Raw genomic sequence first — 25,803 nt, forward strand, 5'->3', positions numbered from 1 at the left:
CAGCTGGCTGAAAAGCCCAGATCCGCCGGGCAAGCGCGATAAAGAAATCAGAGGCAAATCATAGTTCACCCACCAGATGGCAGCGCGGGTGACCAATGGCTAAATAAAAATCAGCATTTAATGCTAAAAAACCGCCTTCGCGGCGCTCCGGCATTGTTGAGGCGGCACAGGCGGCATGATGGTATAATTGCCGAATCAGGCTCAGGGATGACTCGCACTATGAAAATCAAATACGCTATCTATTTTTTCACCCTGTGCCTGATGACCTCCTTCTCGCTGTTCATCGTCGAGGAACTGCTCGAAGCCCATACCGAGTACCGCGATAACCAGCTCAACCTGTATAAGATCGATCGCGCCAAAGAAATCTCCGAGGCCTTTCAGGCTTCGCTGCAGGCTCACCGTCTCAAACGCTTGAGCCTGATCGATCCGCAAATCACTCGCGCGCAGTGTCTGGCCGCCGATCGGGTGGCGCGCGAGAAAATCGCCCGGATCCGCGAGCATCTGAACGACACGGTCGCCAGGGAGCTGGGTGTGCGGCAAAAAATCGCCGCGCTGTCGATGATCGGCCTGATGGAACAGTTGCTGGATAACGACAACCTGCAGCTTTCGCAGGTCAACAACGCCAACGCCAACCTGTTCAACATCAACAGCGCCTATTACATCTCGCAAACCAGCAAGAGCTATTACCGCTACACCTACGATACCCGAATGGTGGATACCGACTCCTTTATGTTTCTCGAGGCCATTCGCCTCAACAACCGGCTGAATATGTCGCTGACGGAGTTAAGCGATCAGATTATCGACGTCAACGTCAGCCCGCTCGATCGCAAAGACGCCTATCTGAAGTCCATTCAGTTGACCGGCGTCCTGAACGCGCTGAGCACCCGGTTGATCTTCATGAAGCTCAACTACGACGACGTGCAAACCACCAGCATCGTCAATCAGTTGCTCAGCCAGGTGTCTACCGAACGCCTCAAGCAGATTACCGATGGGCTATACACCGCCATCAATACCCAAAAGCCCTACCCCGCCGCGCTGATCTCGCGCTATGTCGACGAGTTGAGCGGGCTTTCTCAAACGCTGTATCAACGCAGCTTCGAGCTGGAAACCGTCGCTTCGCGTCACAAGATTTATGACAGCCAGACCACCATTTACGGCATGATCGCGCTCGCCGGTCTGGGGGTGCTGCTGTTCATTTTGCCGGCGCTGGTGTTCTGCACCAACATCAACCGCTGGTTGACCAAAACCCACAACAATATCGTGCGGCTGTCGCGCGGCGAGATGAATATCGATCGCAACGACGCCTTCTACAGCCGGGAACTGATCGCCATCAGCGACGCCATTCAGCAGCTCAGACAATATCAGTTGGACAAGGTCTCGCTGGAAAGCGAGAAACAGCTGCTGATTAAAGAACTTGAGGCCTCTTCCTTCCTCGATCCGCTCACCAACATTTATAACCGCCGTAAATTCTTCCTCGAATGCCAGCTATTGGGCGACGGTAGCTACCCGCAGGCCTTTTGCCTGATCGATATCGACAACTTCAAACAGCTCAACGACAGCTACGGCCACGATGTCGGTGACCGGGCGCTGGTGGAATTCGGCCATCTGTTGCAACGCGCGTTTCGCGCCAGCGACATCTTCTGCCGCTACGGTGGCGAAGAGTTCGCGGTGCTGCTGGGCAACTGTTCGTTGGACAACGCGCGGGACATCATGGAGCAATTGCGCGCCCGCACCCATCGCCTGACGCTGAATCTGACCGACGGGCGGCAAGTGCGTTTCACCACCAGCTGCGGCATTGCGCCGGTCAACGCGTTCACTGCGCTGCAGGCGGCGATCAAACAGGCGGACGAAGCGCTCTATTTTTGCAAAAAGAACGGCAAGGATCGGGTCAGCGTGCACACCCAGGCCGGGTTTATCTGATTTGTTGTTTAAAATAATTAACATTATAATTTTTATGACTAATTAGGCTAAGTCATTCACCTTACAGGCATATCTGGCTTTTTTCCCCCGCCGCCGTCGCCAGCCCGCCATAAAGGCACGTTTAATCCTCGACCCGCTTCGGTGATTTATGGTGTGATGCAGCTTCAATAACAGGATAATCCGGGTATACTCCACCCCCACTTTTATGATTATCCGGATTTGGACACGCGCCTGACGAGGATGCTGTAACGCGCTATGACTCAATACGCTTCCCCGATTTTGACATCACTGCTTGATACCGATGCTTACAAGCTTCATATGCAGCAAGCAGTGTTCCATCGCTATCCCGCGATCAGCGTGGCGGCGGAATTCCGCTGCCGCGGCGACGAACTGCTGGGCGAATATGCCGACGAGATCCGCGCGCAGGTCGCCCTGATGAGCCAGCTGGCGCTGACCGACGCCGAATTCGCTTACCTTTCGGGCCTGCCTTTCTTCCGTCAAGATTACCTGAGCTGGCTGCGCACGTTCCGATACGATCCGCAGCAGGTGACCATCAACAACCGCGACGGCAAGCTGCAAATCCGCATCGCCGGGCCGTGGCGTGAAGTGATCATGTGGGAAGTGCCGCTGCTGGCGGTGATCAGCGAAGTGGTGCACCGCCGGCGTTCTCCGCTGGCGACGCCGGAACAGGCGGTAGCCCACCTGCAAACCAAGTTGGCGCAGTTCAAGACGCTGGCGGGCGATTTGGATCTTTCACGCTTCAAGCTGATGGACTTCGGCACCCGTCGCCGTTTCTCCCAGGGCGTACAACAGGCCATCGTCAGCACCTTGCAGGCCGAATTCCCGTACCTGTCGGGCACCAGCAATTACGATCTGGCGCATCAGCTCGGCCTGGCGCCGGTCGGCACGCAGGCGCATGAATGGTTCCAGGCGCATCAGCAGATAAGCCCGGTGCTGGCCAACAGCCAGCGCGCCGCATTGCAGGCCTGGCTGGATGAATACCCGGATCAGCTTGGCATCGCGCTCACCGACTGCATTACCATGGATGCTTTCCTGCGCGACTTCGGCCCGCAGTTCGCCGAGCGTTATCAGGGGCTGCGCCACGATTCGGGCGATCCCGTCGAGTGGGGTGAGAAAGCCATTGCCCACTATCAGAAACTGGGCATCGACCCCATGAGCAAAACGCTGGTGTTCTCGGACAACCTGGATCTGGAAAAAGCGCTGGCGCTCTATCGCCACTTCTATCAGCGCATCAATCTCAGCTTCGGTATCGGCACGCGCCTGACCTGTGATATTCCGGGCGTTAAACCGTTGAATATCGTGATCAAGCTGGTCGAATGCAAAGGCAAACCGGTGGCTAAGCTCTCCGACAGCCCCGGCAAGACCATCTGCCAGGACCAGGCATTCGTGCGGGCCTTGCGCAAGGCCTTCGATCTGCCGCTGGTGAAGAAAGCCAGTTGAACCTTCTCTATTATATAGAGAGAAAGAAAGCCGGCCCGATTTACGCGCCGGCTTTTTTGTTTTTATCCCGAACGCCCTCTTTTCAGTCAGCCGCGATAAATGTTGCGCCAATCCGATGATTTCTGCTTGTGCTCTGCACCGCGGCAAGTAACATAGCCATTACCCCCATATTCTTGGGTTGTAAGCTATTTCTAAACCAAATTATTAAAGAGAGAAATCTATGAGCGTAGTGCCTGTAGTCGACGTACTGCAAGGTCGTGCTGCGGTTGACAGTGAAGTCACCGTACGCGGCTGGGTACGTACCCGGAGAGATTCAAAAGCTGGTATCTCCTTCCTGGCCGTCTATGACGGTTCCTGCTTTGATCCGTTACAGGCCGTCGTTAATAATTCTCTGCCGAATTATCAGGATGAAGTGCTGCATCTGACCACCGGTTGTTCGGTTGAAGTCACCGGCAAAGTCGTCGCTTCACCGGGCGAAGGCCAGAGCTTCGAACTGCAGGCTACCGCGATCAACGTGGTCGGCTGGGTCGACGATCCGGACACTTACCCGATGGCGGCCAAGCGCCACAGCATCGAATACCTGCGCGAAGTGGCTCACCTGCGCCCGCGCACCAACCTGATCGGCGCCGTGGCGCGCGTACGTCATACTCTGGCGCAGGCGATCCACCGCTTCTTCCATGAAAATGGGTATTTCTGGGTCTCTACTCCGCTGATCACCGCCTCCGATACCGAAGGCGCCGGCGAGATGTTCCGCGTGTCCACGCTGGATCTGGAAAACCTGCCGCGCACCGACAAAGGCACCGTCGATTTCAGCGAAGACTTCTTCGGTAAGGAAGCCTTCCTCACCGTTTCCGGCCAGCTGAACGGCGAAACCTACGCTTGCGCGCTGTCGAAGGTTTACACCTTCGGCCCAACCTTCCGCGCCGAAAACTCCAACACTAGCCGCCACCTGGCGGAGTTCTGGATGATCGAACCGGAAGTGGCCTTCGCTACGCTGGACGACGTCGCCGGCCTGGCCGAAAGCATGCTGAAGTATGTGTTCCAGGCGGTGCTGGATGAACGTGCCGACGATCTGAAATTCTTCGCCGAGCGCGTGGATAAAGACGCTATCGCTCGTCTGGAGCGCTTCGTGTCTTCCGATTTCGCCCAGGTGGACTACACCGACGCCATTGAGATCCTGCTGGCTTCGGGCCAAACCTTCGAAAACCCGGTTTCCTGGGGCATCGATCTCTCTTCCGAGCATGAACGTTACCTGGCGGAGAAACACTTCCAGGCACCGGTGGTGGTGAAAAACTACCCGAAAGACATCAAAGCGTTCTACATGCGCATGAACGAAGACGGCAAGACCGTCGCGGCCATGGACGTGCTGGCGCCGGGCATCGGCGAAATCATCGGCGGCTCGCAGCGTGAAGAACGCCTCGACGTGCTCGATCAGCGTCTGGAAGAGATGGGGCTGAATAAAGAAGACTACTGGTGGTATCGCGATCTGCGCCGGTACGGCACCGTGCCGCATTCCGGTTTCGGCCTGGGCTTTGAACGTTTAATCGCCTATGTCACCGGCGTGCAAAACGTGCGCGATGTGATTCCATTCCCGCGCACGCCGCGTAACGCAAGCTTCTAATTTATACGATCACACGTTTTTTAAACGATTTCGTTACAAAACAAAGGCCAGCATCGCTGGCCTTTCGCATTTTTTAATATTGACGCACGTCACAAAGTTCCCGAAAAATTACATTTGGTTACACATACTTTCCTTTTGCAACCTGATTGGGACATTGGTATCATTTTCGTCCTAGATTAACCCGCCTGTGAATGGAACACTGCGTTCAGACACAGGACGACACCAATCTATCAACAATAGTTCCCAAAGGATTATTGGCGGCAGTGGCAAAGGTGTCCGAATAACACCAATGAGGGTAATAATGATGAAGCGCAACATTCTTGCAGTGGTAATCCCGGCTCTGTTGGCTGCTGGTGCAGCAAACGCAGCTGAAATCTACAACAAAGACGGCAACAAGCTGGATCTGTACGGCAAAGTTGACGGTCTGCACTACTTCTCCAAAGACAAAGGTAATGACGGCGATCAGACCTATGTTCGTTTCGGCTTCAAAGGTGAAACCCAGATTACTGACCAACTGACCGGTTACGGCCAGTGGGAATACAACGTTCAGTCCAACCACGCCGAATCTCAGGGCACCGAAGGCACCAAAACCCGTCTGGGCTTCGCCGGTCTGAAATTCGCTGACTACGGCTCCTTCGACTACGGCCGTAACTACGGCGTACTGTACGACGTGGAAGGCTGGACCGATATGCTGCCAGAGTTCGGTGGCGATACTTACACCTACTCCGACAACTTCATGACCGGCCGTACCAACGGCGTTGCGACCTATCGTAACAACAACTTCTTCGGTCTGGTTGACGGTCTGAACTTCGCTCTGCAATACCAGGGCAAAAACCAGAACGACGGCCGTGACGTCAAAAAACAAAACGGCGACGGCTGGGGCATTTCCTCTACTTATGACATCGGCGAAGGCGTAAGCTTCGGCGCTGCATACGCTTCTTCCAACCGTACCGACGACCAGAAACTGCGTTCAAACGAGCGTGGCGACAAGGCTGACGCATGGACCGTGGGCGCGAAATATGACGCCAACAACGTCTACCTGGCGGCAATGTATGCAGAAACCCGTAACATGACTCCGTTCGGTGGCGGTAACTTCACCAACACTTGCGCAGCGACTGAAAACTGCGGCGGCTTCGCTAGCAAAACTCAGAACTTCGAAGTGACTGCTCAGTATCAGTTCGACTTCGGTCTGCGCCCAGAAGTGTCTTACCTGCAGTCTAAGGGTAAAAACCTGAACGTCCCAGGCGTGGGTTCTGACCAAGATCTGGTTAAATATGTTTCTGTTGGTACCACTTACTACTTCAACAAAAACATGTCCACCTATGTTGATTACAAAATCAACCTGCTGGATGACAACGACTTCACCAAAGCAACCGGCATCGCAACTGACGATATCGTAGGCGTTGGTTTGGTATACCAGTTCTAAGTTGTCTCGCTTATCGGCGGTTCACCGTCGACTAAGTTAAAAAAACAGGGCTTCGGCCCTGTTTTTGTTTGTATCAGCCGGTAACTTTTTATCCTGCCGATTCCCCCTTCCCCATCATTTTTTCTGTCGAATCCTTCACGTTCATAAGATCGCGGTGTTTTTATCGCAAACGGTTGGCAAAGCCGATAACTGGCGCTACCCTGATGCTTCTGTCTGCTTAACTCCGAGATTTGGAAGCACCTGACATGTTTGAAAAAATCACCGCCGCACCCGCCGACCCGATCCTGGGCCTGACCGACATTTTCCGCGCCGACGCCCGCCCGAATAAAATCAATTTAGGCATTGGCGTTTATAAAGACGAAACCGGTAAAACCCCGGTGCTGACCAGCGTAAAGAAAGCTGAACAGTATCTGTTGGAAAATGAGACCACCAAAAACTATCTCGGCATTGAGGGCATCCCGGCGTTCGCCAGCTGCACGCAAGAGCTGCTGTTCGGTAAAGAGAGCCCGATCGTCGCCGATCGCCGCGCGCGCACCGCACAGACGCCTGGCGGCACCGGCGGCCTGCGCGTGGCGGCAGACTTTATCGCCAACCAGACCAGCGCCAAACGCATCTGGATCAGCAACCCAAGCTGGCCGAACCACAAGAACGTCTTTAGCGCCGTGGGCCTGGAAGTGCTGGAATACGCCTACTATGACGCCGCCAACCACGCGTTGGATTTTGACGGCCTGCTGAACAGCCTGAAACAGGCGCAGGCCGGCGATGTCGTGCTGTTCCACGGCTGCTGCCATAACCCGACCGGTATCGATCCAACGCCGGAACAGTGGGCGCAGCTGGCTGAACTTTCCGTCGCCAACGGGTGGTTGCCGCTGTTCGACTTCGCTTATCAGGGCTTCGCCAACGGCCTGGAAGAAGATGCGCAGGGCCTGCGTATTTTCGCCGCCAAACATAAAGAACTGATCGTCGCCAGTTCCTATTCGAAAAACTTCGGTCTGTACAATGAACGCGTCGGCGCTTGCACTATTGTAGCCGCCGATGCCGAAACCGCCGATCGCGCCTTCAGCCAGGTGAAAGCGGCCATTCGCGCCAACTACTCCAACCCGCCGTCACACGGCGCCGCCGTTGTCGCCACTATTCTGGGCAACGATGCGCTGCGCGCGATGTGGGAACAAGAGCTGACCGATATGCGCCAACGCATTCACCGCATGCGTCAGCTGTTTGTGAACACCCTGCAGGAGAAAGGCGCGCAGCAGGACTTCAGCTTCATCATCCAGCAGAACGGCATGTTCTCGTTCAGCGGCCTGACCAAAGAGCAGGTGCTGCGTCTGCGTGAAGAGTTTGGCGTTTACGCTGTGAACTCGGGTCGGGTGAACGTGGCGGGCATGACGCCGGACAATATGGCGCCGCTGTGTGAAGCCATCGTCGCCGTGCTCTAAGCGCGTCGGCGAAAGCCACCAGTTTGAAGGGGCGCGCTATGCGCCCCTTAATTATTTCTGCCGGGAAATGATCGTTACCACACCGCCGGCTCTTCGCGCAGGAACGGGTTGGTCTGGCGCTCGTGACCGAAGGTCGACATTGGACCGTGGCCGGGAATAAAGCGCATGTCGTCGCCTAACGGCAACAGCTTGGTGCGAATAGAGGCGATCAGCGCCTGATGGTCACCGCGCGGGAAGTCGCTGCGCCCCACGCCGCCGTTAAACAGCACATCACCCACCAGCGCCAAACGCGCCTGCTCATTGATAAAGACGATGTGGCCCGGTGTGTGCCCAGGACAATGCAACACCTTGAGCTTCATCTCGCCCACCTGCATCTCATCGCCTTCCGACAACCAACGGGTCGGGGTCAGCGGCGCACACTCTTCCAGCCCGAACATCCGGCTCTGCGCCGGCAAACCATCCAGCCAAAAAGCGTCCTCTTTATCCGGGCCGTAAATCGGCACCTGATAATGTTCCGCCAGCTCCGCCGCCGCGCCGACGTGATCCAAATGGCCGTGCGTCAGCAAAATCTGCGTGATTGTCACACCCTGCTTCGCCACTTCCGCTTTGATTTTTTCCGCTTCGCCGCCGGGATCGACCAACGCCGCCTGCTGCGTGTTTTCACACCAGATCAGGCTGCAATTCTGGCTAAAAGCGGTAACGGGAATAAGATGGTATTTCATAAGGCTCCAACGACAATAACGCCGCCTCCGCAAGGAGCGGCGTTATTCACTGAGGGCACCGCGATTACCAGCTCCGAACCGGGCCGGTATCGATGTGCACGAAGTTGCTACGTGGGTAATATCCTACACCACCAGCGCGCATTTTTAACGCCGCTTTACGGATATTACTCAATTGGATACCTTCAATATGGAAATCCATCGCCTGGCCCTTGGTATGGTAGCTGTGCTTGGCCACACCACGGCTGTGCGCGCGCAATTCGTTGTTGGTATCTACGGAACGGTAACCGGAGATCAGCTGCACCGGCTTGCTGGTACCCAGCAGCCCCTGCAGGCGATAGAGGTGATCAAACAAACTGGGATCGATCGATTTAACCTTGTTGGCGCGATAATCGCGGAACAGATGATTTAGCCGAACCAACTCTTCTTTATTGTAGCCTTTGCCGTCAAAGAACTCGGCTTTAATAGATTCACCGGTATTCAGGTTATTCAACACTAAAATACGCGGTCGAGCGGTGGAAAGACTGGCAAACGCCTGCCCTGGAAGCAGCGCTATGCCCATAGCTGCGCCGCCTAGCGCCAGCCATTTACGGCGATGATGATCAATTTTGTCCATGACTCTGTTAAACCCGGCAAGAATGTCAAAATAAATGCACAAAGCAGCGCACTGTCCGAACCATAACCGCCTGCGTATGCTGAGTCAACCCGCGATACGCCTAGGTTTACAGGCCCCCAGGTAAGAGGGCCTGCGGTATAGCCAAACATTCTGACCGTTATTTATTTATAATTACTGCATTTACTGCATTAATTTTTTGGCCTGAGCTAAAATTTGTGCGCCCGATCTCACCGTATTATCATAATTGTAAATATCTGTACGGAATTGCGGTTGGCCGTCATCCGAAACCCAGGCGGTCAGATAATACAGTTTTACGGGAATACGCTGGCGAATATTCACATAAGTGGTATTCCCTTCTTTCAGCGTGGAGGAAACGCGGCTATTGTTCCAGCCGGCATCCTGCAGCAGCATATTCGCCAAATCGGAAGCCTTGTTCACCCGCACGCAGCCGGAGCTGAGCGCGCGAATGTCTTTCTGGAACAGGCTGTGGTTCGGGGTATCGTGCAGGTAGATCGCGTCCGAACTCGGCATATTGAACTTGAAACGCCCCAGCGAGTTGGTGGCACCCGGCGCCTGGCGCACACGATACGGGAAGTTGCGCGCAGAGACCATGCTCCAGTCGATCATCGCCGGGTTGATCACCTCCGCATCGTTGCTCCAACCCGACAGCACGGTATAGCCGTGTTTCTGGAAATAGTTACCGTCGCGCATCGCCTTCGGCACGATATCCTCACGCACCAGCGTAGTCGGTACGTTCCAAGGCGGGTTGACCACCACGTTGTTCAACGCGCTGCTCATCAGCGGTGTCTTGCGGCTCGGCCGCCCGACGATAACGCGGGAGGACAGCACTTCGTTGCCGTTCTGGTAGTAGGTCAGCGAGTAGTTGGGAATATTCACCATAATGCCGGTGCCGACATGCCCCGGTAAAATTCGCAGACGTTGGATATTCAGCGCCAGCAGCGCGGCGCGGGTTTTCGGTGACACGTTGAGCCACTCGCGAGTGCGCACGCCGATCACGCCGTCCGCCGTCAGCCCCTGCCATTTCTGGAAACGTTTGACGCCCTCCACCAGCTCGTTGGTGTAGAGGTTGTCGCTCACCACGCTGCCGACCTGCGGCGGCGTCTGTTCAGCGGTCAACTCCGTCACTGGCGCCGCCGACGGACTGACCGTCACACGCCCCTTCTCTTCGTCTACCGTCAGCCCGCCGTCATCAGGCTCATTGCTCTTCGCCGAGACGACCGCCGGCTCCGGCTCGGCCTCCGGTGCCGAAGCGGCCAACATGCCGGTGCGCGTCAGGATCTCACGCAGCGCAGGAATATCGTTGCTCATTTGTCCTGGGCGCAGGCTCGGGCCGCTGCCCACCTGCGGCCAGGGGCGGTTATCCGCCAGCATATCGCGCAGCGCCTGATGCATCTTGGCGTATTGCGGGTGCTGCGGCGCGAGCGAATTCACGTAGCTCAGCGTGCGCGCCTGACGCACCGCCAGCTGCCATTGGTTGATCACCGCAGTGGGCGGCAAGCTAAGCTTGTAGGGAATATTGCTGTACAGCCAACTGGTGCCGTTGGCGCCGATAGCGGACACGAACTGCAAATAGCCCAGCATCGCATCGGACAGCACCACATCGCGGCCTACGTCATTGAGCGCCGGATTGGTCAACATCTTCACCCATTGGGTGAACTGCGGCTGCACGCCGGACATCGCCAGCTCGGCCAGCTGCTGTTGAAACTGCTGAACGGCCTCGCGATCCTGCCACATCGGCTGCATATGATTCGCCGCATACAGCGGCGCCAGCGTGGAAAGGTAGTGCAGATCCATGCCGCGCGGCAACGCGGCCAGCAGTTCAGAACGGCTCTGCGCAACGGACATGCCTGCTGATGCCACCGGTAACGCCGTTACGGTGGCCAATGCGGAAAACGACGACACAAGACTACAGGCGATAGCGCCACTCAGCGCCAAACGTCGTAGAGAGTTTCCCTTTTTAAGCAACATCCCTTGCCCCCTGTATGCTCACAAAAAAAACGTCAAAAAACTGCATATAGCTTCAGTATACAAACAGAAAGGCCGTTTCGCCCTGCGGACGTCGAATTACTGTTTATCTGATTAAACTAACCGCTTTTCAACGGATAAAAAAGCAGGACTATCATCCACGCGCACAAAAAAATAGCCACCCTGCGGCGGCTATTTTCAGATTTTTAGGGCGTTTTTCTGCGTTACGGCGTTTCGACCGGCGCAGTGCCCAGCGCCGGCGGCTCGCTGGCGAAACCGCGCAGCCCCACCACGTGCACATGCTCGTGGTTCTGGAACACCTTACGCACCAGTTTATAGGTGGTGCCCTTCTCAGGACTGATGTTTTCCGGCGCCGCGATAATCAGCTGCATCTCCAGACGGTCACATAACTCGAACAGCGTGGCGATCGATTTGGCATCCAGACGCGCCGCTTCATCGAGGAACAGCAAGCGACATGGCGAGATGTCTTTACCGCGCAGGCGGCGGGATTCTTCTTCCCAGCTCTGCACCACCATCACCAGAATTGACATCCCGGTACCGATGGCTTCACCGGTAGACAAGGCGCCGCTTTCCGCACGCAGCCAGCCGTCGGAGCCACGGTACACTTCCACTTCCATCTCCAGGTAGTTGCGGTAGTCCAGCAACTCCTCACCGATGGTCTGCGGCGTGCGCTGCCCCATATCGATCTGCGGATTCAGACGCTGATACAGCTTGGCCAACGCTTCGGAGAAGGTCAGGCGGTTGCTGTTGAACAGATCCTGATGCTGTTCCTGTTGCTCGGAGAGCACGTCCAGCAGGGTGGCGTGCGCTTCGCGCACGTTGACGTTCAGACGGACGCTCTTCACCTGGCCGAAAGCAACGGCCTGCAACCCCTGGTTCAGCATGCGAATGCGGTTCTGCTCGCGCTGAATGGTTTTGCGAATGATGTTGGCCACGCTTTTCGAACTGATCGCCAGCTTCTGCTCGCGCGCGGTCAGTTCTTCGGTCAGACGGCCCAGCTCAATCTCCATCTGCTCGATGGCCTCGACCGGATCATCGGTACGGATGATGTCCTGGCGGATACGTTCGCGCAGGTGTTGGTACACCGCAATATAGAACTGAATCTTACGCTCCGGCCGCTTCGGATCTTCCGACAGACGCAGCACGTCGCGCAGGTGTTCGTTGTCCGCCACCGCCAGACGCAGCGCGCCGAGCGCCTTATCCGACATCGAGCGCAGCTCGTCGCCATCCATATACGCCAGCTCGCGGCGGTGCAGGCGGCGTTCCACGCCGTTGTCTTTCACCAGACGCATCACCGCGCACCAGCCCGCCTTGGCGGTCACCACCTGCTCGCGCAGCTGATGGTAGTCGCGTTCCAGCTTGCGCAGTTTCTTCTGCAGGCCATCCATTTCGGCTTCGCAGAAGGTCAGCTGTTTCTCCAACTGATTGCGGCGAGCGCGGTTGTTGCTCAGCGCCGCATGCAGCTCGTCGCGGCGCTGACGCGCGCGCGCTTCCGCGTTGGCGTCGGCCTGCACGCCGATATCCACCAGCTCCTGGCTCAGCTCTTTCAGCATGTCGCGCTTGGCGTCATACGAGCTTTTCAGCGAGGCCAGCACCTGACTGTATTGGGTGAACTGGGTTTGATATTGACGCAGCTGCTCACGGGCGCGGGCGCGTTCGGCTTCCGCCTGTTCCAGACGCTGGCGCAGCTTGTCGTTGAGATCGTTGTTGGCATTCTGCATGCCGGCGGAGTCGGTATAGCTGAAGTGCGCGCGACGCTGCACCACTTCTGTCAACGCGAACGCCTGCTGTTTGGCCTGACGCTGCACGCTTTGCGCCTGCGCGTAGTCCTGCTGCAGCTGTTCATGCTGCTGCGGATCGCTCTGCAGCACCGACAGCAGCGGCTCCAGTTTGGTCAGCGACACCCCGTGCTGTTGAATGTGGCGCGCGGCGTCCTGCGCTTCTTCCAGCTCTTCACGGATCTCGTCGACGCGGTCCTGCAGCGTTTCATCGTTCAGCACCGACACCAGCGGCATCAGGCGGTTGAGCGCGGAAATGCCCTCTTTGGCCTGATCGTACTGCTGGCGCTGCTGCTGATTCTGCGCTTCGTGATTGTTCAGCGCACGCTCGATCTCGCCGCGACGGGCGTTCAGATTGCGGATCTCCGCTTCCGGGTCAGCGTCGAACGCCACCGCCAGATGGGTGCCGATAAAGCGGCTGAAGGCCTGATGCGAACGCTGGGTTTTCTGCACGTCGAACGACAGCGTGGCATAGCGCTCCGCCAGCGTTTCACGCTCGGCATGCAGCACTTCCAGACGGTTTTCGCGCGCCGCGCGGCCGAACAACGGCACTTCCGGGTAGCGGGAATAACGCCACTGGCGATCGGCGATCTTCACCACCACCGCTTTGTCCTGCTCTTCGACGGCGAATACGCTGTCATCGAACGACTGCGGATCCCCTTCGATCAGGTAAAGATCTTCCGGGCAATCCTCCAGCCCTTCCAGCATCTCGCGCACCAGCGACAGATCCGGCACCACGATGGCGTGGCGCGAAGGGCCGTACAGCGCCGAGAAGTAAGGCGCGTCGTCGATGGTGACGTCATCGTAAATTTCCGACAGCAACACGCCGCCGAAACGTTCGGCCAAGGTGACCAGGCGTTGATCTTCCGCGCCGCCCGGCTGGCTGAGACGTTCGATCTGCGCTTCCACTTCGCGCTTGCGGGCCGCCACTTCGTCGCGCTCGACGGTGGTTTCACGCTCGCGCTCCAGCAGCTGCTGCATGTATTCGGTCACCTGCTGGCTATTTTCCAGCGGCTCTCCGCTCTGATCGCTGAGCTGGCTCAGGGCGTCCTGCGCCGCCAGCCACACCGGTGCGCGCGCCGTCAGCTCACGGATGCGCTGCTGGATCTGCTCCAGCTCCTGGCGCATCTCCATGCGGCGTTCACCGGCTTCGCTGACGTTCTGCGACAGCGCTTCCAGGCGCTCTTCCAGCTCCTGCTGCAGCATGTCGAGATCGTCCGGCTGGTACTCCTGACCATGGCGTTTGCAAAATTCTTGCAGCAGCCGCTCGGCGTCCTGCTGCGAGCGCAGGCGCTGTTCCAGTTCGCTCAGGCGCAGTCGCAGCGGCTGAACGCGCTCGGCGAGGTGTTGCTGCGAAGGCCAGTCGCGCAGCAATTCGCGCGCGCACTGCCAGGCTTCGCTGCGGCTGACCTGGCCGGCGATTTTACCCACCAGCTGATAGGCCTGCTCGAACTGGCCGTGCGCGGCGTCGGCCACGCTCAGCTTTTGCTCCAGCATCAGCAGCGCTTCGGTCGCCTCCTGCTCACGAGCCTGGAAGGTGTCCAGCCACTGTTCGGCGTTGTCGGCGGTCAGGTCCGGCAGTTGGCACAGCGCGCGCGCGCGCTCCAACGCCTGCAGCGCCTGTTGGTACTGAATGGCGCGGGTCTGCTGCACGTCAAGCGCCTGCTGGTAGTCGGCCAGCTGGCTCTTCAGCTCGTCCACTTCCAGCTCGGCCGCTTCGGCGCGCGCTTCGTTCTCGGCCTGCTGCTCGCTCGCCTCGGCCACCACTTCGTTCTGCTCTTCCAGGCGGTAGGTCAGCTCTTCCAGATCGGCTTCATAGCGTTCGATCTTCTCCTGCTGACGCATCGCCGTCTGCACCAGGTTCAGGTGGTCGCTGGCGGCCTGGTAATCGGTTTCCAGATCGGATTCGGCGCCGCTCTGCTCGCTCAGCTCACGCGCCATTTCCACATGGCGATACTGTTCGGCGGCCAGCTGCTTGCGGCTGCCCAACAGATCGCTGCGCAGCGCCAGCGCCCCGTCCAGGTGGATGCGGCGTTCGTTGGCGTGGCGCATATAGTCCGCCGCCACATAGGAGGTGGCCTCGGAGATCAAATGCTTGAACAGGTCGCGATCCGACTGGGTAACGCGGATCGCTTCCAGCGTCATGCGGTTTTCGCGCAGCGCCGCTTCCATGTCCTGGAACGCCTTGCGCACGCCGCTGTTTTCCGGCAACAGGTAGTCGCGCAGCGAGCGGGTGATGGCGCTGGAGATGCCGCCGTACAGCGACGCTTCAATCAGACGATAGAATTTGCTGCGATCGGCGGACGAACGCAGGCGTTTTGGGATCACGCCCAGATCGAACATCAGCGAGTGGTAATCGGTGATCGAGTTGAACTGCTTGAACTGCACGCCTTCCATCTCTTCCACGCGCTCTTTCAACTCTTGCAGCGACAGCACGCGCGCCTGGCGCTCACCCACGGTCTGGGTCAGCAATTCAGTCGGCTGTACCGCGGTCGGCAGGCCCTGGATGGTGAAAGGTTTGATATCGACCTTGCGATCGCGTCCCGCCACCTGCTGCAGACGCACGCCAACCACCACGCGCTGGTGGCGCGAGTTGACGACGTCGAGGGTGGAGTAACATACGCCGGCGCGCAGCTTGCCGTGCAGGCCCTTGTCGCGCGAACCGCTGGTGGCACCCGCTTCGGTGGTGTTACGGAAGTGCAGCAGCGTCAGATCGGGGATCAGTGCGGTGACGAAGGCCGCCATGGTGGTGGATTTCCCCGCCCCGTTCCCGCCGGACAGCGTGGTCACCAGCTCATCGAGATCAAAGGTGCGGGCAAAGAAGCCGTTCCAGTTAACCAGCGTCAGCGAGCGAAATTTACCGCGTTCAATCATTCCTGTTCATCCTCTGCACCGTCAGGAGCGTTATCAACCTGCTGATCCTCAGCGTCATTCTCATCGTTAAGCGACAGGCTGGTTTCAACCGGCATCGCCTCGCCGTCGCGAATCATGCGCAGCTGCGCTTCACGCGGATCGTCGCCGCTGCGCACGTCGGCGCCGAAGCGGAACACCGCCTCGGTAATGCGGAACTTGCTGCTGTCATTGCCCATGAAATAGACCATGCCGAGGCGGCGCAGGCGGTTGAGCGAGGTGCGCACCTTCTCGTGCAGCTTCTGCCGATCGAGATCCGAACCGGTAGAGCGCTGGTTGACGAACTTGAGCAGCTTGTTCTCATCCGCCAGGCTCAGCAGTTCATCGTACAGCTCCTGATGGCTGAAAATGCCTTCATGCGCCAGGCGCTCGGGGCTGAGATACAGGTAACACAAGATCTTGCCGACCATCATATCCAGCTCGGACAGCACCGAACGCGGGATCAGCGTGGTGGAGCGCGGGCGCAAATAGAAGAAACCTTCCGGCGCCCGAATCAGCTCGACGCTGTAACGGTTGTAAAACTCTTCCAGCTCATCCTGGAAATCCATTAAAAAGGCGTGGTTGTCCAGCTCATCGATACCGATGTGACGACCCGCGCGCAGTTGGCTGTCCAGCGCCGGGAACAGCGAGTTGGACAACGCTTTGGCCAGCTTGACTGGCATTACTTGTTCAATATTTGTCGATGACATGGGCCTGGACCTTGGCTCCGTAATCATTGATTGCCTGCCATTCCGCCGGCAACCCTGAGAAATCTGCTTCAGCCACACCGAGGCGCACTGCCTGGTCGACCACTAAACGTGCCACGTCGAAATGACGCGCACGCGGATATTGCGCCAGGTAATCGCGCATCACCGCTGCAAGGTTGAGCGGCATCTGCTGTTCCTGGTACACCTTCAACGCCTCTTCGATCATCGCCGCCAGCTGTTCGCGAATCTCGCTGAACTCTTCGAACTCCAGATCCGGCGGCAGTTCCCCGGTCACTTCCTCGCTGCGCAACGCCAGTTCTTCGTCGCGCATGTCCAGCAAACGATCGGCATTGGCATGGGTCAGCGCCCACGGGTGGTCGAAATAGGTTTGCACCGACTGGCGCAAGCGTTGGGCGAACACGCGGTTTTTATCCATATCGATAGCGGTACGGATAAATTTGTGTACGTGGCGATCGTAGCCGATCCACAGGTCGATCGCCTGTTGACCCCAGCTGATGATGCGATCCAGCTTGCTCTGCAGATCGAACACCAGCTTGTCGACGAAGCCCAGCTCCACGTTGCCGAGGGTCGCGTCCTGGATGCGCAGCAGGTTGGCCTGCAGCTTATCGCCCGCCGCATCCAGCGTATCCTGCAGTTCGCGCAGGGTGCCTGAGGTTTCCGACAGCAGCATTTCGCAGCTGGAGATCGCCGCCCGCCAGTCTTTGCTCAGCAGCGCCGCGATGTCATTTTTCACGCTCTGCTGCTGCTCGTCCATCACGCGTTGCGTCATGTCGATGCTGTCGAAGATTTCCGCCACCGAATATTTCAACGGCGCGAACACGTTGCGGTGCCAATGGAAATCGTCGCCGCCCTCGTCGGCGGCATCGGCGGCGCGCTTCAGTTCCTGCGCCACGATCGACAGCTGCATCGACAGACGCAGCGTGGAGAATTCGCGTTGGCGAATATAGTAATCGGTAATGCCGATACCCAGCGGCGTCAGGCGGTAAATCGCGTTACCGTCCGCCAGTTCGCTGGTAAAGCGGTTCAACAGGCGCTGGCGCACCATGTCGTTGATCGCATTGTTGGCGCGCATCGCCACCGTTTCATGCGTCTGTTCAAAACCCTTGCTGACATGGCGAAATGCATCAACCAGCTCACCTTCGCTCATCTCGCCGTCCAGCCGTTCGCCATTCAGGGTGGCGATAGCGAGCAGAAATGCGAGACGCTCCGTAGGGAGCGAAATAGAGAAATCATTTTTCCGTGCCCAGGCGACCAGTTCGGGTACTGTCTGGGAAAATTCACTCATAGTTCGTCCTTCAGGTTTGGTTTATGCGCCATGACGTGAATATAGCGCCCCAAACTCACGTACGGCTCCTGCCGGCAATAGTGCTGTTCAAGCGCCAGTAACTCTTCAAATTTTTGGGTTTGCAGCTGTCTGCTCTGCAGATAGTCGTGGAACACCCGCACGCCGGTTTTGCCGCTGATGCGCATGCCCAGCTGTTCCAGCCAGCCGTAGACCAATAGCGGATCGTGCGGATATTGCGGCGACAGCGAACGCTTGCGGCGCCGTCTGACCTCGGGATCCACCAATTGGAAGTTACCCAACACCACGTTACGCATCAAGAGACCGTTGGCGTTGAAGAACATCAGCGACAGCGCGCCGCCCGGCGTCAGACAATCGCACAACGCCTGCAGCGCCGCCACGGGTTCAGCGATCCATTCAAGCACTGCATGAAACAATATCAGATCAACCGGCTGTTCCAAATGTTGAGCGATATCCTGCGCAGAACTTTGTACGAATTGCATGTTCTGGCTCACACCTTTCTGCTCCGCCAGCTGCGCGGCGCGCTGGATCATCTCACCAGAAAGATCGCACAACAACACCTGATGTCCTAATTCTGCCAGTTGGCAAGCCATATGGCCTTCACCGCCCCCGGCATCAAGGATGCGCAGCGGCCGCTGCGGCAACTGGGCCAGCAGCCCGGTCAGATCCTGCCAAACCACCGCCTGGCGGATTTTTCCTTTCGTGGTGCCGTAAATATTACGCGCAAATTTTTCAGCAATATCGTCAAAATTACGATCCTGCATGGACAACGGCTCCGCTGATCTCAGTCTTGTCGGCGGCAAAGCGCACGCCCATTCAAACCTGCTATTTTGGCACAGACTGGCTTAGAATGTATCTTCTTGCGGCCTGTTTATGCCTGGATGCCGTTTTTTCACTCAAAAGGATCTGATTTTCGATGCTGTTCAACCTGAAAAAGTTCTTTGGCGCTCTGCTGATGCCGCTGCCGCTGTTGATGCTGCTGATGGGGCTGGCGCTGCTGCTGCTGTGGTTCACCCGCTGGCAAAAAAGCGGTAAGACGATTTTCACGCTGAGCTGGCTGTTTTTACTGCTTTTCAGCCTGCAACCGGTGGCCGACCGCCTGCTGCGGCCGATCGAAGCCGAATACCAGACATATCGCGGCAACGATGCGGTCAGCTACATCGTGGTGTTGGGCGGAGGCTATACCTACAATCCCGACTGGGCACCCAGCTCGAACCTGCTCGGCAACAGTCTGCCGCGCGTGACGGAGGGCGTGCGGCTCTATCTGGCGCACCCTGGCGCCAGGATGGTGTTTACCGGCGCGCCCGGCGGACGCATGCAGAGCAACGCCGCCACGGCAGCGCTGGTAGCGGAAAGCCTGGGCGTGCCGCGCAGCGACATGGTGATCCTGGGGGAACCGCGCGATACCGAGGAAGAAGCCGCTCAGGTAGCCAAGTTGGTCGGCGAACACCCCTTCCTTCTGGTGACTTCCGCCAACCATCTGCCGCGCGCCATGCGTTTCTTCGAGGCTAAGGGCCTGCACCCGATCCCGGCCCCGGCCAACCAATTGGCGATCGACTCGCCGCTGAATATCTGGGATCGCGCCACGCCGTCGTCCATGTTCCTCGGCCATACCGAGCGCGCCTGGTATGAAACGCTGGGCAGCCTGTGGCAACGGCTGAAAGGCGTGGATAGCGCCGGCGCCGAGTAAGGCCCCGTTCAACCGGCCAGCCAGGGCAGCAGCTGTTGCGACGCATAGTCGAACGGCTGCCGCTCCAGCTTGCCGGTATGGATCAAACGCCCTACCGCTTCCCACACCACGTACAGCCAGCGCCGCGCCAGGAAAGCGTCGGCGACCGGCGCCCGCTGCAGATAGCTGAACAACAGTTGGCTGGGCATGCCCGCTTCGCAGAGGCGGAAAAGATCGTATTCGCGCGGCGCCCACAGCACCACACCGGGATTAAGCATCGCCAACAGCTGATCGCTTTTGGGATCTTTCAACATGCTGCGCAGCGACAGGTTACCGTGCACCAGGACGCAGGGATCGTCGAAACCGACGAAGAAATGGGTCAGCGCTTCGCGCGTGCGATACAGCAAACGCCGATCTGCCATGGTCAGCTGTGGGGTGGTGAGATTGACCACCGTCGCCCACAGCACTTCGACCCGCTGTTGATACCAGCAAAACCAGTCATTCTCCTGCGTACTGTCAACGGTGCCGACGCTGCCATGGCTGTCGATGCGGTGCCAGGCCAACATCCCGTCAACGATCTGCTCCATCAACATGTTCCAGCGATCCGGCGAACGCGTTGGCGCTTCGGCCGACACGCCGCGCAGACGCTCGATCAGCAGGATTTCCGTATACGGCGCCTGGTGGGTGCATACCACGCCGTACACCGTGGGCAGGCGGATATCCCCGTCGCGCGCCAGCATCGACAGCTTGTACGCCTCCTGCTGGGCGATGCCCTGGCAGATAAAGCTTTTCGCCATCAGCGGGATGGCGTTGCCCTGGCGATCGTACAGTGAATACATGTGCGCATAAGGCTGTTCGCTCACCCGTTCCAGCCGGCTGACGGACTCACCCAGCACGATGCTCAGTTCGGCGCGTAACTGCTCCATAAGGCATTCACCTCAGGCTAATAAGGGGGTATGCGTAACATCATCGAACGGTGAGCGGAAAAATTCTTCAACGCAGATCAACAAAACGGGGATCAATAATGGGAGGTATTGCATCGTCGGCGCGTTGCGCGCCGCGCCGACGAAATCAGGCTCAGGGTTGAATGCTGTCGCGCACGCGCTGGAGATCTTCCGGCGTATCGACCCCCACGCTCGGGACCGCTTTCGCGACCGCCACGTGGATTTTTTCACCGTACCACAGCACGCGCAGCTGTTCCAACAGCTCGATCTGCTCCAACTGGCTCGGCGCCCAGCTGACGTAGCGGCGCACGAAACCGGCGCGGTACGCATAGATGCCGATGTGGCGCAGCAGGCTATCGCCGATGCTCTCCTTCGACGCGGCGAAACGCTCGCGATCCCAGGGAATGGTGGCGCGCGAGAAGTAGAGCGCGTAACCCTGCGCGTCCATCACGACCTTCACCGCATTGGGGTTGAATGCCTCTTCGGCGCTGTCGATCGGCACCGCCAACGTCGCCATGCCGGCCTGGCTGCCCGCCAGGTTTTCCGCCACCTGCTGCACGATAACGGGTGGGATCAGCGGCTCATCGCCCTGCACGTTAACGATGATCTGGTCGTCGGCAAAGCCGTAGTGCGCGATCACTTCCGCCAAACGCTCAGTGCCGGAATGGTGATCCGGGCTGGTCATGCACACTTCGCCGCCGGCGGCTTCTACCGCTTTGGCAACTTCAGGGTGATCGGTCGCCACGATGACGCGGCTGGCGCCGGACTCACGGGCGCGTTCCATCACGTGCACCACCATCGGCTTGCCGTGAATATCGGCCAGCGGTTTGCCCGGCAAACGGGTTGAGGCGTAGCGGGCGGGAATAATAGCGATAAAACTCATGCGTGCTTCTCGTCCAGCGACAGCGCACGCGCTTCATTTTCCAACAGCACAGGAATGCCGTCGCGCAGCGGGTAAGCCAACCCGTCCGCTTTGCACACCAGCTCCTGGTTTTCTTTATTGAAATAGAGTTTGCCGTTGCATACCGGGCAGGCAACGATTTCGAGTAAACGGTGGTCCATGCATCCTCCGCAAGGGGATAGGTCATCTGGGAAGGCTGTGAGGATAGCATAACGCCCGGCCTCAGGTTAATCATCGGCGGCGCCAAGCCGCCGATATTTCCTCATGGCGCCCGCGCAATGGCTTGAACTGCGGCGCCACACGGCGTAGAATTTTGTGATTAAAATCACAAAAAAGACCGTAATACGTGATCAAACGTCTGCATAAAATCATCGCTCTGTTCGCTAACTTCAGCCACTGAGCCCCCTTTGTAACGAGCGGCGCTTAACTTCGTTTTACCCCACCGACGGCGTCGCTCGTTATCCCACTTCCCAGCCAGCTCCCCATTCAGCGGCCAACGCCGCCGGAATGTCGCCCAGCGCAACGCGTTGCGCGCCGTGCCAATGAGCCGTGCGCGCGATGGCTTGCCGGATATCCTGCGTTCGCTGTTTACCGAAGCGCACCTGCGGCTCCGCATGGAAACTGATGATCTCGAAGATGCCCTGGCGTCGGTGAGCCTTGGCGTCAATCCGCCCTACCAGATCGCCCCGATGCAGCACCGGCAACGTGAAGTAACCGTAGCGGCGTTTTTCTTTCGGCGTGTAACACTCCAGCCGATAGTCAAAGTTGAACAGCTCCAGCGCCCGACGACGATCCCACACCACCGGATCAAAAGGCGACAACAGGCTGGTGACCGCCGATTTGAGTTTGCCCTGCTCCGCCAGCGGCAGCAGTTCCGCCAGTGATTCATGCACATAAAACGGCCCTTCCAGCCCCTCGACCCGCACCGGCATAATCTCGCCCTGCTCCTGCAGCGCTGCCAGCAAGGCTTTTGGCGCCACGCGCTTCAGCCGATAGTAGTCCGCCAACCACTCGGCGCGGAAAATGCCCAGATAGCGGCAGGTGCGGCACAGCATCTGCCGGCGCGCCTGTTCCACGGGCAGCGCATGCCGCGCATCGTCCCAGGCCGGCAGCAGCCTTTCGGTCAGATCGTAAACCCGGTGGAAGTTGCGACGTTCGGCCACCATCAGTTTGCCGGCGGTAAACAGGATCTCCAGATGCCGTTTCTCCGGTTTCCAGTCCCACCACCCGCTGTTGCCCTTCTTCTCGGCGCTGAAATCCGCGGAGCGCACCGGCCCCTGTTGTTCGATGTGCCGCAGCAAGCTGTCCATCGCGGCCTGGTGCTGCTGCACCCAGTCGGCGGAGTATTTCCAGCCCATATCATGCGGCGCCAGCATGCGGTGGCGCAGCAGACCAAAATCTTCGATCGGCAGGAAACAGGCCTCGTGCGCCCAATACTCGAACAGCTTGCGGCCGGCGAGCGCCTGTTCAAGCCACTCCGGCTGATAGGCTCCCAAACGGCTGAACAGCACCAGATACGGGCTGCGAGCAACGACGCTAATGGTATCGATTTGTAACAACCCCATGCGCTGGATCGCATTCACGACGTCATCGGGCCGAGCCTGGCGTTTAAGCGGAGAAAGCAGCCCCTGGGCGGCAAGGTGCAGCGCGCGAGCGGCGGTAAGGGAAATGGTCGGGGTGGTCATCCTGATATCCGTGGCGAGTAGGCAATGGCCTGATAATAGTGGATATCGCGGGATTTATCTTCGCCAGTGCTTGCGGGTGGCGACACCGGCACTGGCGAGGAAGGAGGATGCGATCAGAACGCGATAACGTCTGCCGCGGACAGCCCATGCGAGCTGCGATAGATCGAGAACTCAACGTTCTGACCTTCGTTCAACGACTTATTTTTGGTGTTGGCGATAGCGTTGCGATTGACATAGATTTCGTCGCTGCCATCTACCGGTGAAATAAAACCATAGCCTTCGGCCTGATTAAACCATTTCACACGGCCCATTTTTAACACAGTATTTTTAAACATAACTTATATCCTTTTACTTGAGCATCCTTGACAACGTCATTTTTTATATTGTCTGGACGCTACCAGCCCATCCTAAAGTTTTTCGTAACAAACCTCTCGTGAGCAAAAAATTAAAAAACCCGCACTAAGGCGGGCTTGTTGAACTTAATATCTTCCGCATGACTCAGCGCTGAGCGTCACCATGGTTGTATTAAGATCTCTTTATACGCGTTCCCTGTCTTCTTACAGAGCAACTACGTTGGCGGCAGCCGGCCCGCGCGGGCTGTCCTGGATGGTGTACTCGACGCGCTGGCCTTCAGCCAGGGTCTTGAAACCGTCGGTCATGATTGCGGAGAAGTGTACGAATACATCTTTGCCGCCATCGTGCTGCTCAATGAAACCAAAACCTTTGCTTTCGTTGAACCACTTAACTTGACCCGTCTTCTTAGACATTACTTTTACCTTTAAATATATTTACAAAATCTGCCATAAGAGGCAATTGCGGCCATTTCAGAAACATTACTTATGGGAGGTACTTAGAAGGTTCGTCTTTGAAGCGGAATCGGATGATAACGTTTTTGGAGGAACTGCTTAACTCTAAACTCGAACATAAATAGGTCTGGATTACAGGCCGACTTGCATTTACTCATAAAAATGGTGAATGCACAAGGGGTTTATTGCATTAAATTCATAAATACGCCGAATTTATTTTTATCCCTCTGAATATGCATGACTTAATTTAACGCTCGCCGCGGCCGAACCATCGCATTCCCCTCCTCACCGGGGCATCATTTGTCCGTCCGTGCGCTGCAAATGAGAGCTAACGCATAAAACTCTAATATGCTTGCCACGTCTATAACAAATCCCAAATCAGATGGCTAAACTTGAGGGGAAAACAAGGCAGACGGCTTTTTCGCCAGCACTTTTGCCGCTAAAAACACTATTTTTCAGATTATGCTGAATCAAGGAGCTATGCGCATGACCGCCCAGCAGTTCGTTTCACCTAATGAAATCCGCGCCAGATTCTCTCACGCGATGTCGGACATGTACCAAAAGGAGGTACCGCTGTACGGCGATCTGCTGGAACTGGTGGCGGAAACCAACCGACAGGTTCTGCGCGAAGATGCCGCACTGGCTCATCAACTGCAAATCACCGGCGAGATCGAACGCCTTGCGATGGAGCGCCACGGCGCGATCCGGGTCGGCACGGCGGACGAACTGGCCACCCTGCGCCGTCTGTTCCGGGTGATGGGCATGGCGCCGGTCGGTTACTATGATCTGTCGGTGGCGGGCGTTCCCGTGCACTCGACCGCCTTTCGCGCCGTACACGAAGACGCCCTGCAAATCAGTCCGTTCCGCGTGTTTACCTCCCTGCTGCGCCTGGAGCTGATAGAAGATCCCGCGCTGCGTGAGCTGGCTGAGCGCTTGCTGGCGCGCCGCCGCATCTTTACCGATCGCGCGTTGGAACTGATCGCGCTGCAGGAAGCGCAAGGCGGGCTGAATGAGGTGCAGGCGCAAGAATTTGTCGAACAAGCGCTGGAAACCTTCCGCTGGCACAACCAGGCGACGGTCAGCGCCGAAGAATACCGGCAGTTGCACGATCAGCATCGCCTGATCGCCGACGTGGTGGCGTTTAAAGGGCCGCATATCAATCATCTGACACCGCGCACGCTGGATATCGATCGCGTTCAGCAGGCGATGCCCGCCCGCGGCATTACGCCCAAGGCGGTCATCGAGGGCCCGCCGCGTCGCCGTCGCGCGATCCTGCTGCGCCAGACCAGCTTCAAGGCGTTGGAAGAACGCGTCGATTTCGTCGAGCATGACGGCCGCGTCGTCGCCGGCCATCATACCGCGCGCTTCGGCGAGATCGAACAGCGCGGTGTGGCGCTGACGACTAAAGGAAGAGAACTCTACGACCGTCTGCTGAAGGCCACCAACGATGCGCTGCAGGCGCCGCCGAGCGAGAAAAATGCCGAACGCTATTATCAGCTGCTGGAAGAAAACTTCCGGGCGTTTCCGGATGATTACGCCACGCTGCGCGAGCAACAGCTGGCCTGGTTCCGCTATTTCCCGACCGAATGCGGCCTGGCGGCCAAAGAATCACTGGATAAGCACAGCACCCTGGAGCAACTGATCGATAAAGAACACGTTCGCTTCCAGCCACTGGTATATGAAGATTTTCTGCCGGTCAGCGCGGCGGGGATTTTCCAATCGAATCTGGGGGACAGCCGCCATGCACAGTACAATGCGGCGTCAAGCCGGGCAGCGTTTGAACAAGCATTGGGCAGTGAGGTGATCGACGAGCTGGCGCTGTATCAGCAAACCCAGCAGCGCTCGCTGGAAGCCTGCGCGCAAGCCTTGGGGCTTGTCACGCTGGCATCCTGAG

General features: G+C 57.8%; 20 protein-coding genes. 7 read left to right on the forward strand and 13 right to left on the reverse strand.

Features of this window, described 5'->3' with window-relative positions:
- The first annotated feature begins 219 nt into the window (after window positions 1-219).
- The 5 genes from ACUTQY_RS08230 (at window position 220) to ACUTQY_RS08250 (ending at window position 7,864) form a co-directional block, all read left to right on the forward strand.
- Window positions 220-1,920: a GGDEF domain-containing protein gene (locus ACUTQY_RS08230; RefSeq protein ID WP_046686783.1), complete on the forward strand. Its 1,701-nt coding sequence runs from the start codon at window positions 220-222 to the stop codon at window positions 1,918-1,920.
- Between the two features lie 255 nt (window positions 1,921-2,175).
- Window positions 2,176-3,381 carry a nicotinate phosphoribosyltransferase gene (gene pncB / locus ACUTQY_RS08235; protein ID WP_046686782.1) on the forward strand — a complete coding sequence of 402 codons (1,206 nt, stop codon included), beginning with the start codon at window positions 2,176-2,178 and terminating at the stop codon, window positions 3,379-3,381.
- A 220-nt stretch (window positions 3,382-3,601) separates the two neighbouring features.
- Window positions 3,602-5,002, forward strand: a complete 1,401-nt coding sequence (gene asnS, locus ACUTQY_RS08240; RefSeq protein WP_042784118.1) for an asparagine--tRNA ligase — start codon at window positions 3,602-3,604, stop codon at window positions 5,000-5,002.
- 301 nt (window positions 5,003-5,303) lie between these two features.
- Window positions 5,304-6,428, forward strand: a complete 1,125-nt coding sequence (ompC, locus tag ACUTQY_RS08245; protein ID WP_046686781.1) for a porin OmpC — start codon at window positions 5,304-5,306, stop codon at window positions 6,426-6,428.
- A gap of 245 nt (window positions 6,429-6,673) precedes the next feature.
- Window positions 6,674-7,864, forward strand: coding sequence for an amino acid aminotransferase (locus ACUTQY_RS08250; protein WP_033642574.1), 1,191 nt, complete (start codon window positions 6,674-6,676; stop codon window positions 7,862-7,864).
- 74 nt (window positions 7,865-7,938) lie between these two features.
- On the opposite strand, the gene ACUTQY_RS08255 is transcribed toward ACUTQY_RS08250, so the two are convergent.
- The 7 genes from ACUTQY_RS08255 to cmoM all read right to left on the reverse strand — a co-directional run bounded on the left by ACUTQY_RS08255 (window position 7,939) and on the right by cmoM (window position 18,668).
- Entirely contained in the window at window positions 7,939-8,586 is a 648-nt protein-coding gene (locus ACUTQY_RS08255; protein ID WP_033642573.1) for an MBL fold metallo-hydrolase, read from the reverse strand.
- A gap of 64 nt (window positions 8,587-8,650) precedes the next feature.
- Window positions 8,651-9,199 (reverse strand): YcbK family protein, encoded by a 549-nt coding sequence (locus tag ACUTQY_RS08260; RefSeq protein ID WP_004928217.1) that lies wholly within the window; start codon window positions 9,197-9,199, stop codon window positions 8,651-8,653.
- 180 nt (window positions 9,200-9,379) lie between these two features.
- Entirely contained in the window at window positions 9,380-11,188 is a 1,809-nt protein-coding gene (ldtD, locus tag ACUTQY_RS08265) for a L,D-transpeptidase (protein ID WP_072022477.1), read from the reverse strand.
- A gap of 221 nt (window positions 11,189-11,409) precedes the next feature.
- Window positions 11,410-15,858 (reverse strand): chromosome partition protein MukB, encoded by a 4,449-nt coding sequence (gene mukB, locus ACUTQY_RS08270; protein ID WP_046686779.1) that lies wholly within the window; start codon window positions 15,856-15,858, stop codon window positions 11,410-11,412.
- Window positions 15,855-16,583 (reverse strand): chromosome partition protein MukE, encoded by a 729-nt coding sequence (mukE, locus tag ACUTQY_RS08275; protein ID WP_004928226.1) that lies wholly within the window; start codon window positions 16,581-16,583, stop codon window positions 15,855-15,857. Before mukE ends, mukB begins: the two co-directional genes overlap by 4 nt.
- Window positions 16,564-17,886, reverse strand: coding sequence for a chromosome partition protein MukF (mukF, locus tag ACUTQY_RS08280; protein WP_004928228.1), 1,323 nt, complete (start codon window positions 17,884-17,886; stop codon window positions 16,564-16,566). The genes mukE and mukF overlap by 20 nt, the downstream gene beginning before the upstream one ends.
- Window positions 17,883-18,668, reverse strand: a complete 786-nt coding sequence (gene cmoM, locus ACUTQY_RS08285) for a tRNA uridine 5-oxyacetic acid(34) methyltransferase CmoM (RefSeq protein WP_033642570.1) — start codon at window positions 18,666-18,668, stop codon at window positions 17,883-17,885. Before cmoM ends, mukF begins: the two co-directional genes overlap by 4 nt.
- Window positions 18,669-18,820: 152 nt before the next feature.
- Between cmoM and elyC the strand changes: the two genes are divergently transcribed.
- On the forward strand, window positions 18,821-19,594 hold the full coding sequence (elyC, locus tag ACUTQY_RS08290; protein WP_046686778.1) for an envelope biogenesis factor ElyC: 774 nt from the start codon (window positions 18,821-18,823) through the stop codon (window positions 19,592-19,594).
- A gap of 8 nt (window positions 19,595-19,602) precedes the next feature.
- Here the strand turns inward: elyC and ACUTQY_RS08295 are convergent, their stop codons facing one another.
- The 6 genes from ACUTQY_RS08295 to cspE all read right to left on the reverse strand — a co-directional run bounded on the left by ACUTQY_RS08295 (window position 19,603) and on the right by cspE (window position 23,870).
- The gene (locus ACUTQY_RS08295) at window positions 19,603-20,499 is read right to left on the reverse strand and encodes a YcbJ family phosphotransferase (RefSeq protein WP_033642568.1); all 897 of its coding nucleotides are present in this window, start codon (window positions 20,497-20,499) and stop codon (window positions 19,603-19,605) included.
- A gap of 151 nt (window positions 20,500-20,650) precedes the next feature.
- Complete coding sequence (gene kdsB / locus ACUTQY_RS08300) at window positions 20,651-21,400, reverse strand: 3-deoxy-manno-octulosonate cytidylyltransferase (RefSeq protein WP_046686777.1); 750 nt, start codon at window positions 21,398-21,400, stop codon at window positions 20,651-20,653.
- Entirely contained in the window at window positions 21,397-21,579 is a 183-nt protein-coding gene (locus ACUTQY_RS08305) for a Trm112 family protein (RefSeq protein ID WP_004928237.1), read from the reverse strand. The genes kdsB and ACUTQY_RS08305 overlap by 4 nt, the downstream gene beginning before the upstream one ends.
- Before the next feature lie 297 nt (window positions 21,580-21,876).
- On the reverse strand, window positions 21,877-23,103 hold the full coding sequence (locus ACUTQY_RS08310; protein WP_046686776.1) for a winged helix-turn-helix domain-containing protein: 1,227 nt from the start codon (window positions 23,101-23,103) through the stop codon (window positions 21,877-21,879).
- A gap of 113 nt (window positions 23,104-23,216) precedes the next feature.
- Window positions 23,217-23,438, reverse strand: a complete 222-nt coding sequence (locus tag ACUTQY_RS08315; protein WP_004928241.1) for a cold-shock protein — start codon at window positions 23,436-23,438, stop codon at window positions 23,217-23,219.
- 222 nt (window positions 23,439-23,660) lie between these two features.
- Window positions 23,661-23,870, reverse strand: a complete 210-nt coding sequence (cspE, locus tag ACUTQY_RS08320; RefSeq protein ID WP_004928244.1) for a transcription antiterminator/RNA stability regulator CspE — start codon at window positions 23,868-23,870, stop codon at window positions 23,661-23,663.
- A gap of 525 nt (window positions 23,871-24,395) precedes the next feature.
- Here cspE and hglS point away from each other — a divergent pair.
- Window positions 24,396-25,802 carry a 2-oxoadipate dioxygenase/decarboxylase HglS gene (gene hglS, locus ACUTQY_RS08325; RefSeq protein ID WP_046686775.1) on the forward strand — a complete coding sequence of 469 codons (1,407 nt, stop codon included), beginning with the start codon at window positions 24,396-24,398 and terminating at the stop codon, window positions 25,800-25,802.
- Window position 25,803 lies beyond the last annotated feature (1 nt).

The sequence above is a fragment of the Serratia sp. TSA_130.1 genome, assembly GCF_052691795.1.

What these genes read in the sequence shown, in the direction of transcription:
- elyC (WP_046686778.1), top strand. Translation starts at nt 18,821, where the DNA reads ATGCTGTTCAACCTGAAAAAGTTCTTTGGCGCTCTGCTGATGCCGCTG.
- mukF (WP_004928228.1), bottom strand. Translation starts at nt 17,886, where the DNA reads ATGAGTGAATTTTCCCAGACAGTACCCGAACTGGTCGCCTGGGCACGG.
- ACUTQY_RS08260 (WP_004928217.1), bottom strand. Translation starts at nt 9,199, where the DNA reads ATGGACAAAATTGATCATCATCGCCGTAAATGGCTGGCGCTAGGCGGC.
- ACUTQY_RS08310 (WP_046686776.1), bottom strand. Translation starts at nt 23,103, where the DNA reads ATGACCACCCCGACCATTTCCCTTACCGCCGCTCGCGCGCTGCACCTT.
- ACUTQY_RS08315 (WP_004928241.1), bottom strand. Translation starts at nt 23,438, where the DNA reads ATGTTTAAAAATACTGTGTTAAAAATGGGCCGTGTGAAATGGTTTAAT.
- ACUTQY_RS08305 (WP_004928237.1), bottom strand. Translation starts at nt 21,579, where the DNA reads ATGGACCACCGTTTACTCGAAATCGTTGCCTGCCCGGTATGCAACGGC.
- cmoM (WP_033642570.1), bottom strand. Translation starts at nt 18,668, where the DNA reads ATGCAGGATCGTAATTTTGACGATATTGCTGAAAAATTTGCGCGTAAT.
- kdsB (WP_046686777.1), bottom strand. Translation starts at nt 21,400, where the DNA reads ATGAGTTTTATCGCTATTATTCCCGCCCGCTACGCCTCAACCCGTTTG.
- ACUTQY_RS08295 (WP_033642568.1), bottom strand. Translation starts at nt 20,499, where the DNA reads ATGGAGCAGTTACGCGCCGAACTGAGCATCGTGCTGGGTGAGTCCGTC.
- ldtD (WP_072022477.1), bottom strand. Translation starts at nt 11,188, where the DNA reads ATGTTGCTTAAAAAGGGAAACTCTCTACGACGTTTGGCGCTGAGTGGC.
- mukB (WP_046686779.1), bottom strand. Translation starts at nt 15,858, where the DNA reads ATGATTGAACGCGGTAAATTTCGCTCGCTGACGCTGGTTAACTGGAAC.
- mukE (WP_004928226.1), bottom strand. Translation starts at nt 16,583, where the DNA reads ATGTCATCGACAAATATTGAACAAGTAATGCCAGTCAAGCTGGCCAAA.
- ACUTQY_RS08230 (WP_046686783.1), top strand. Translation starts at nt 220, where the DNA reads ATGAAAATCAAATACGCTATCTATTTTTTCACCCTGTGCCTGATGACC.
- pncB (WP_046686782.1), top strand. Translation starts at nt 2,176, where the DNA reads ATGACTCAATACGCTTCCCCGATTTTGACATCACTGCTTGATACCGAT.
- hglS (WP_046686775.1), top strand. Translation starts at nt 24,396, where the DNA reads ATGACCGCCCAGCAGTTCGTTTCACCTAATGAAATCCGCGCCAGATTC.
- ACUTQY_RS08255 (WP_033642573.1), bottom strand. Translation starts at nt 8,586, where the DNA reads ATGAAATACCATCTTATTCCCGTTACCGCTTTTAGCCAGAATTGCAGC.
- asnS (WP_042784118.1), top strand. Translation starts at nt 3,602, where the DNA reads ATGAGCGTAGTGCCTGTAGTCGACGTACTGCAAGGTCGTGCTGCGGTT.
- ompC (WP_046686781.1), top strand. Translation starts at nt 5,304, where the DNA reads ATGATGAAGCGCAACATTCTTGCAGTGGTAATCCCGGCTCTGTTGGCT.
- ACUTQY_RS08250 (WP_033642574.1), top strand. Translation starts at nt 6,674, where the DNA reads ATGTTTGAAAAAATCACCGCCGCACCCGCCGACCCGATCCTGGGCCTG.
- cspE (WP_004928244.1), bottom strand. Translation starts at nt 23,870, where the DNA reads ATGTCTAAGAAGACGGGTCAAGTTAAGTGGTTCAACGAAAGCAAAGGT.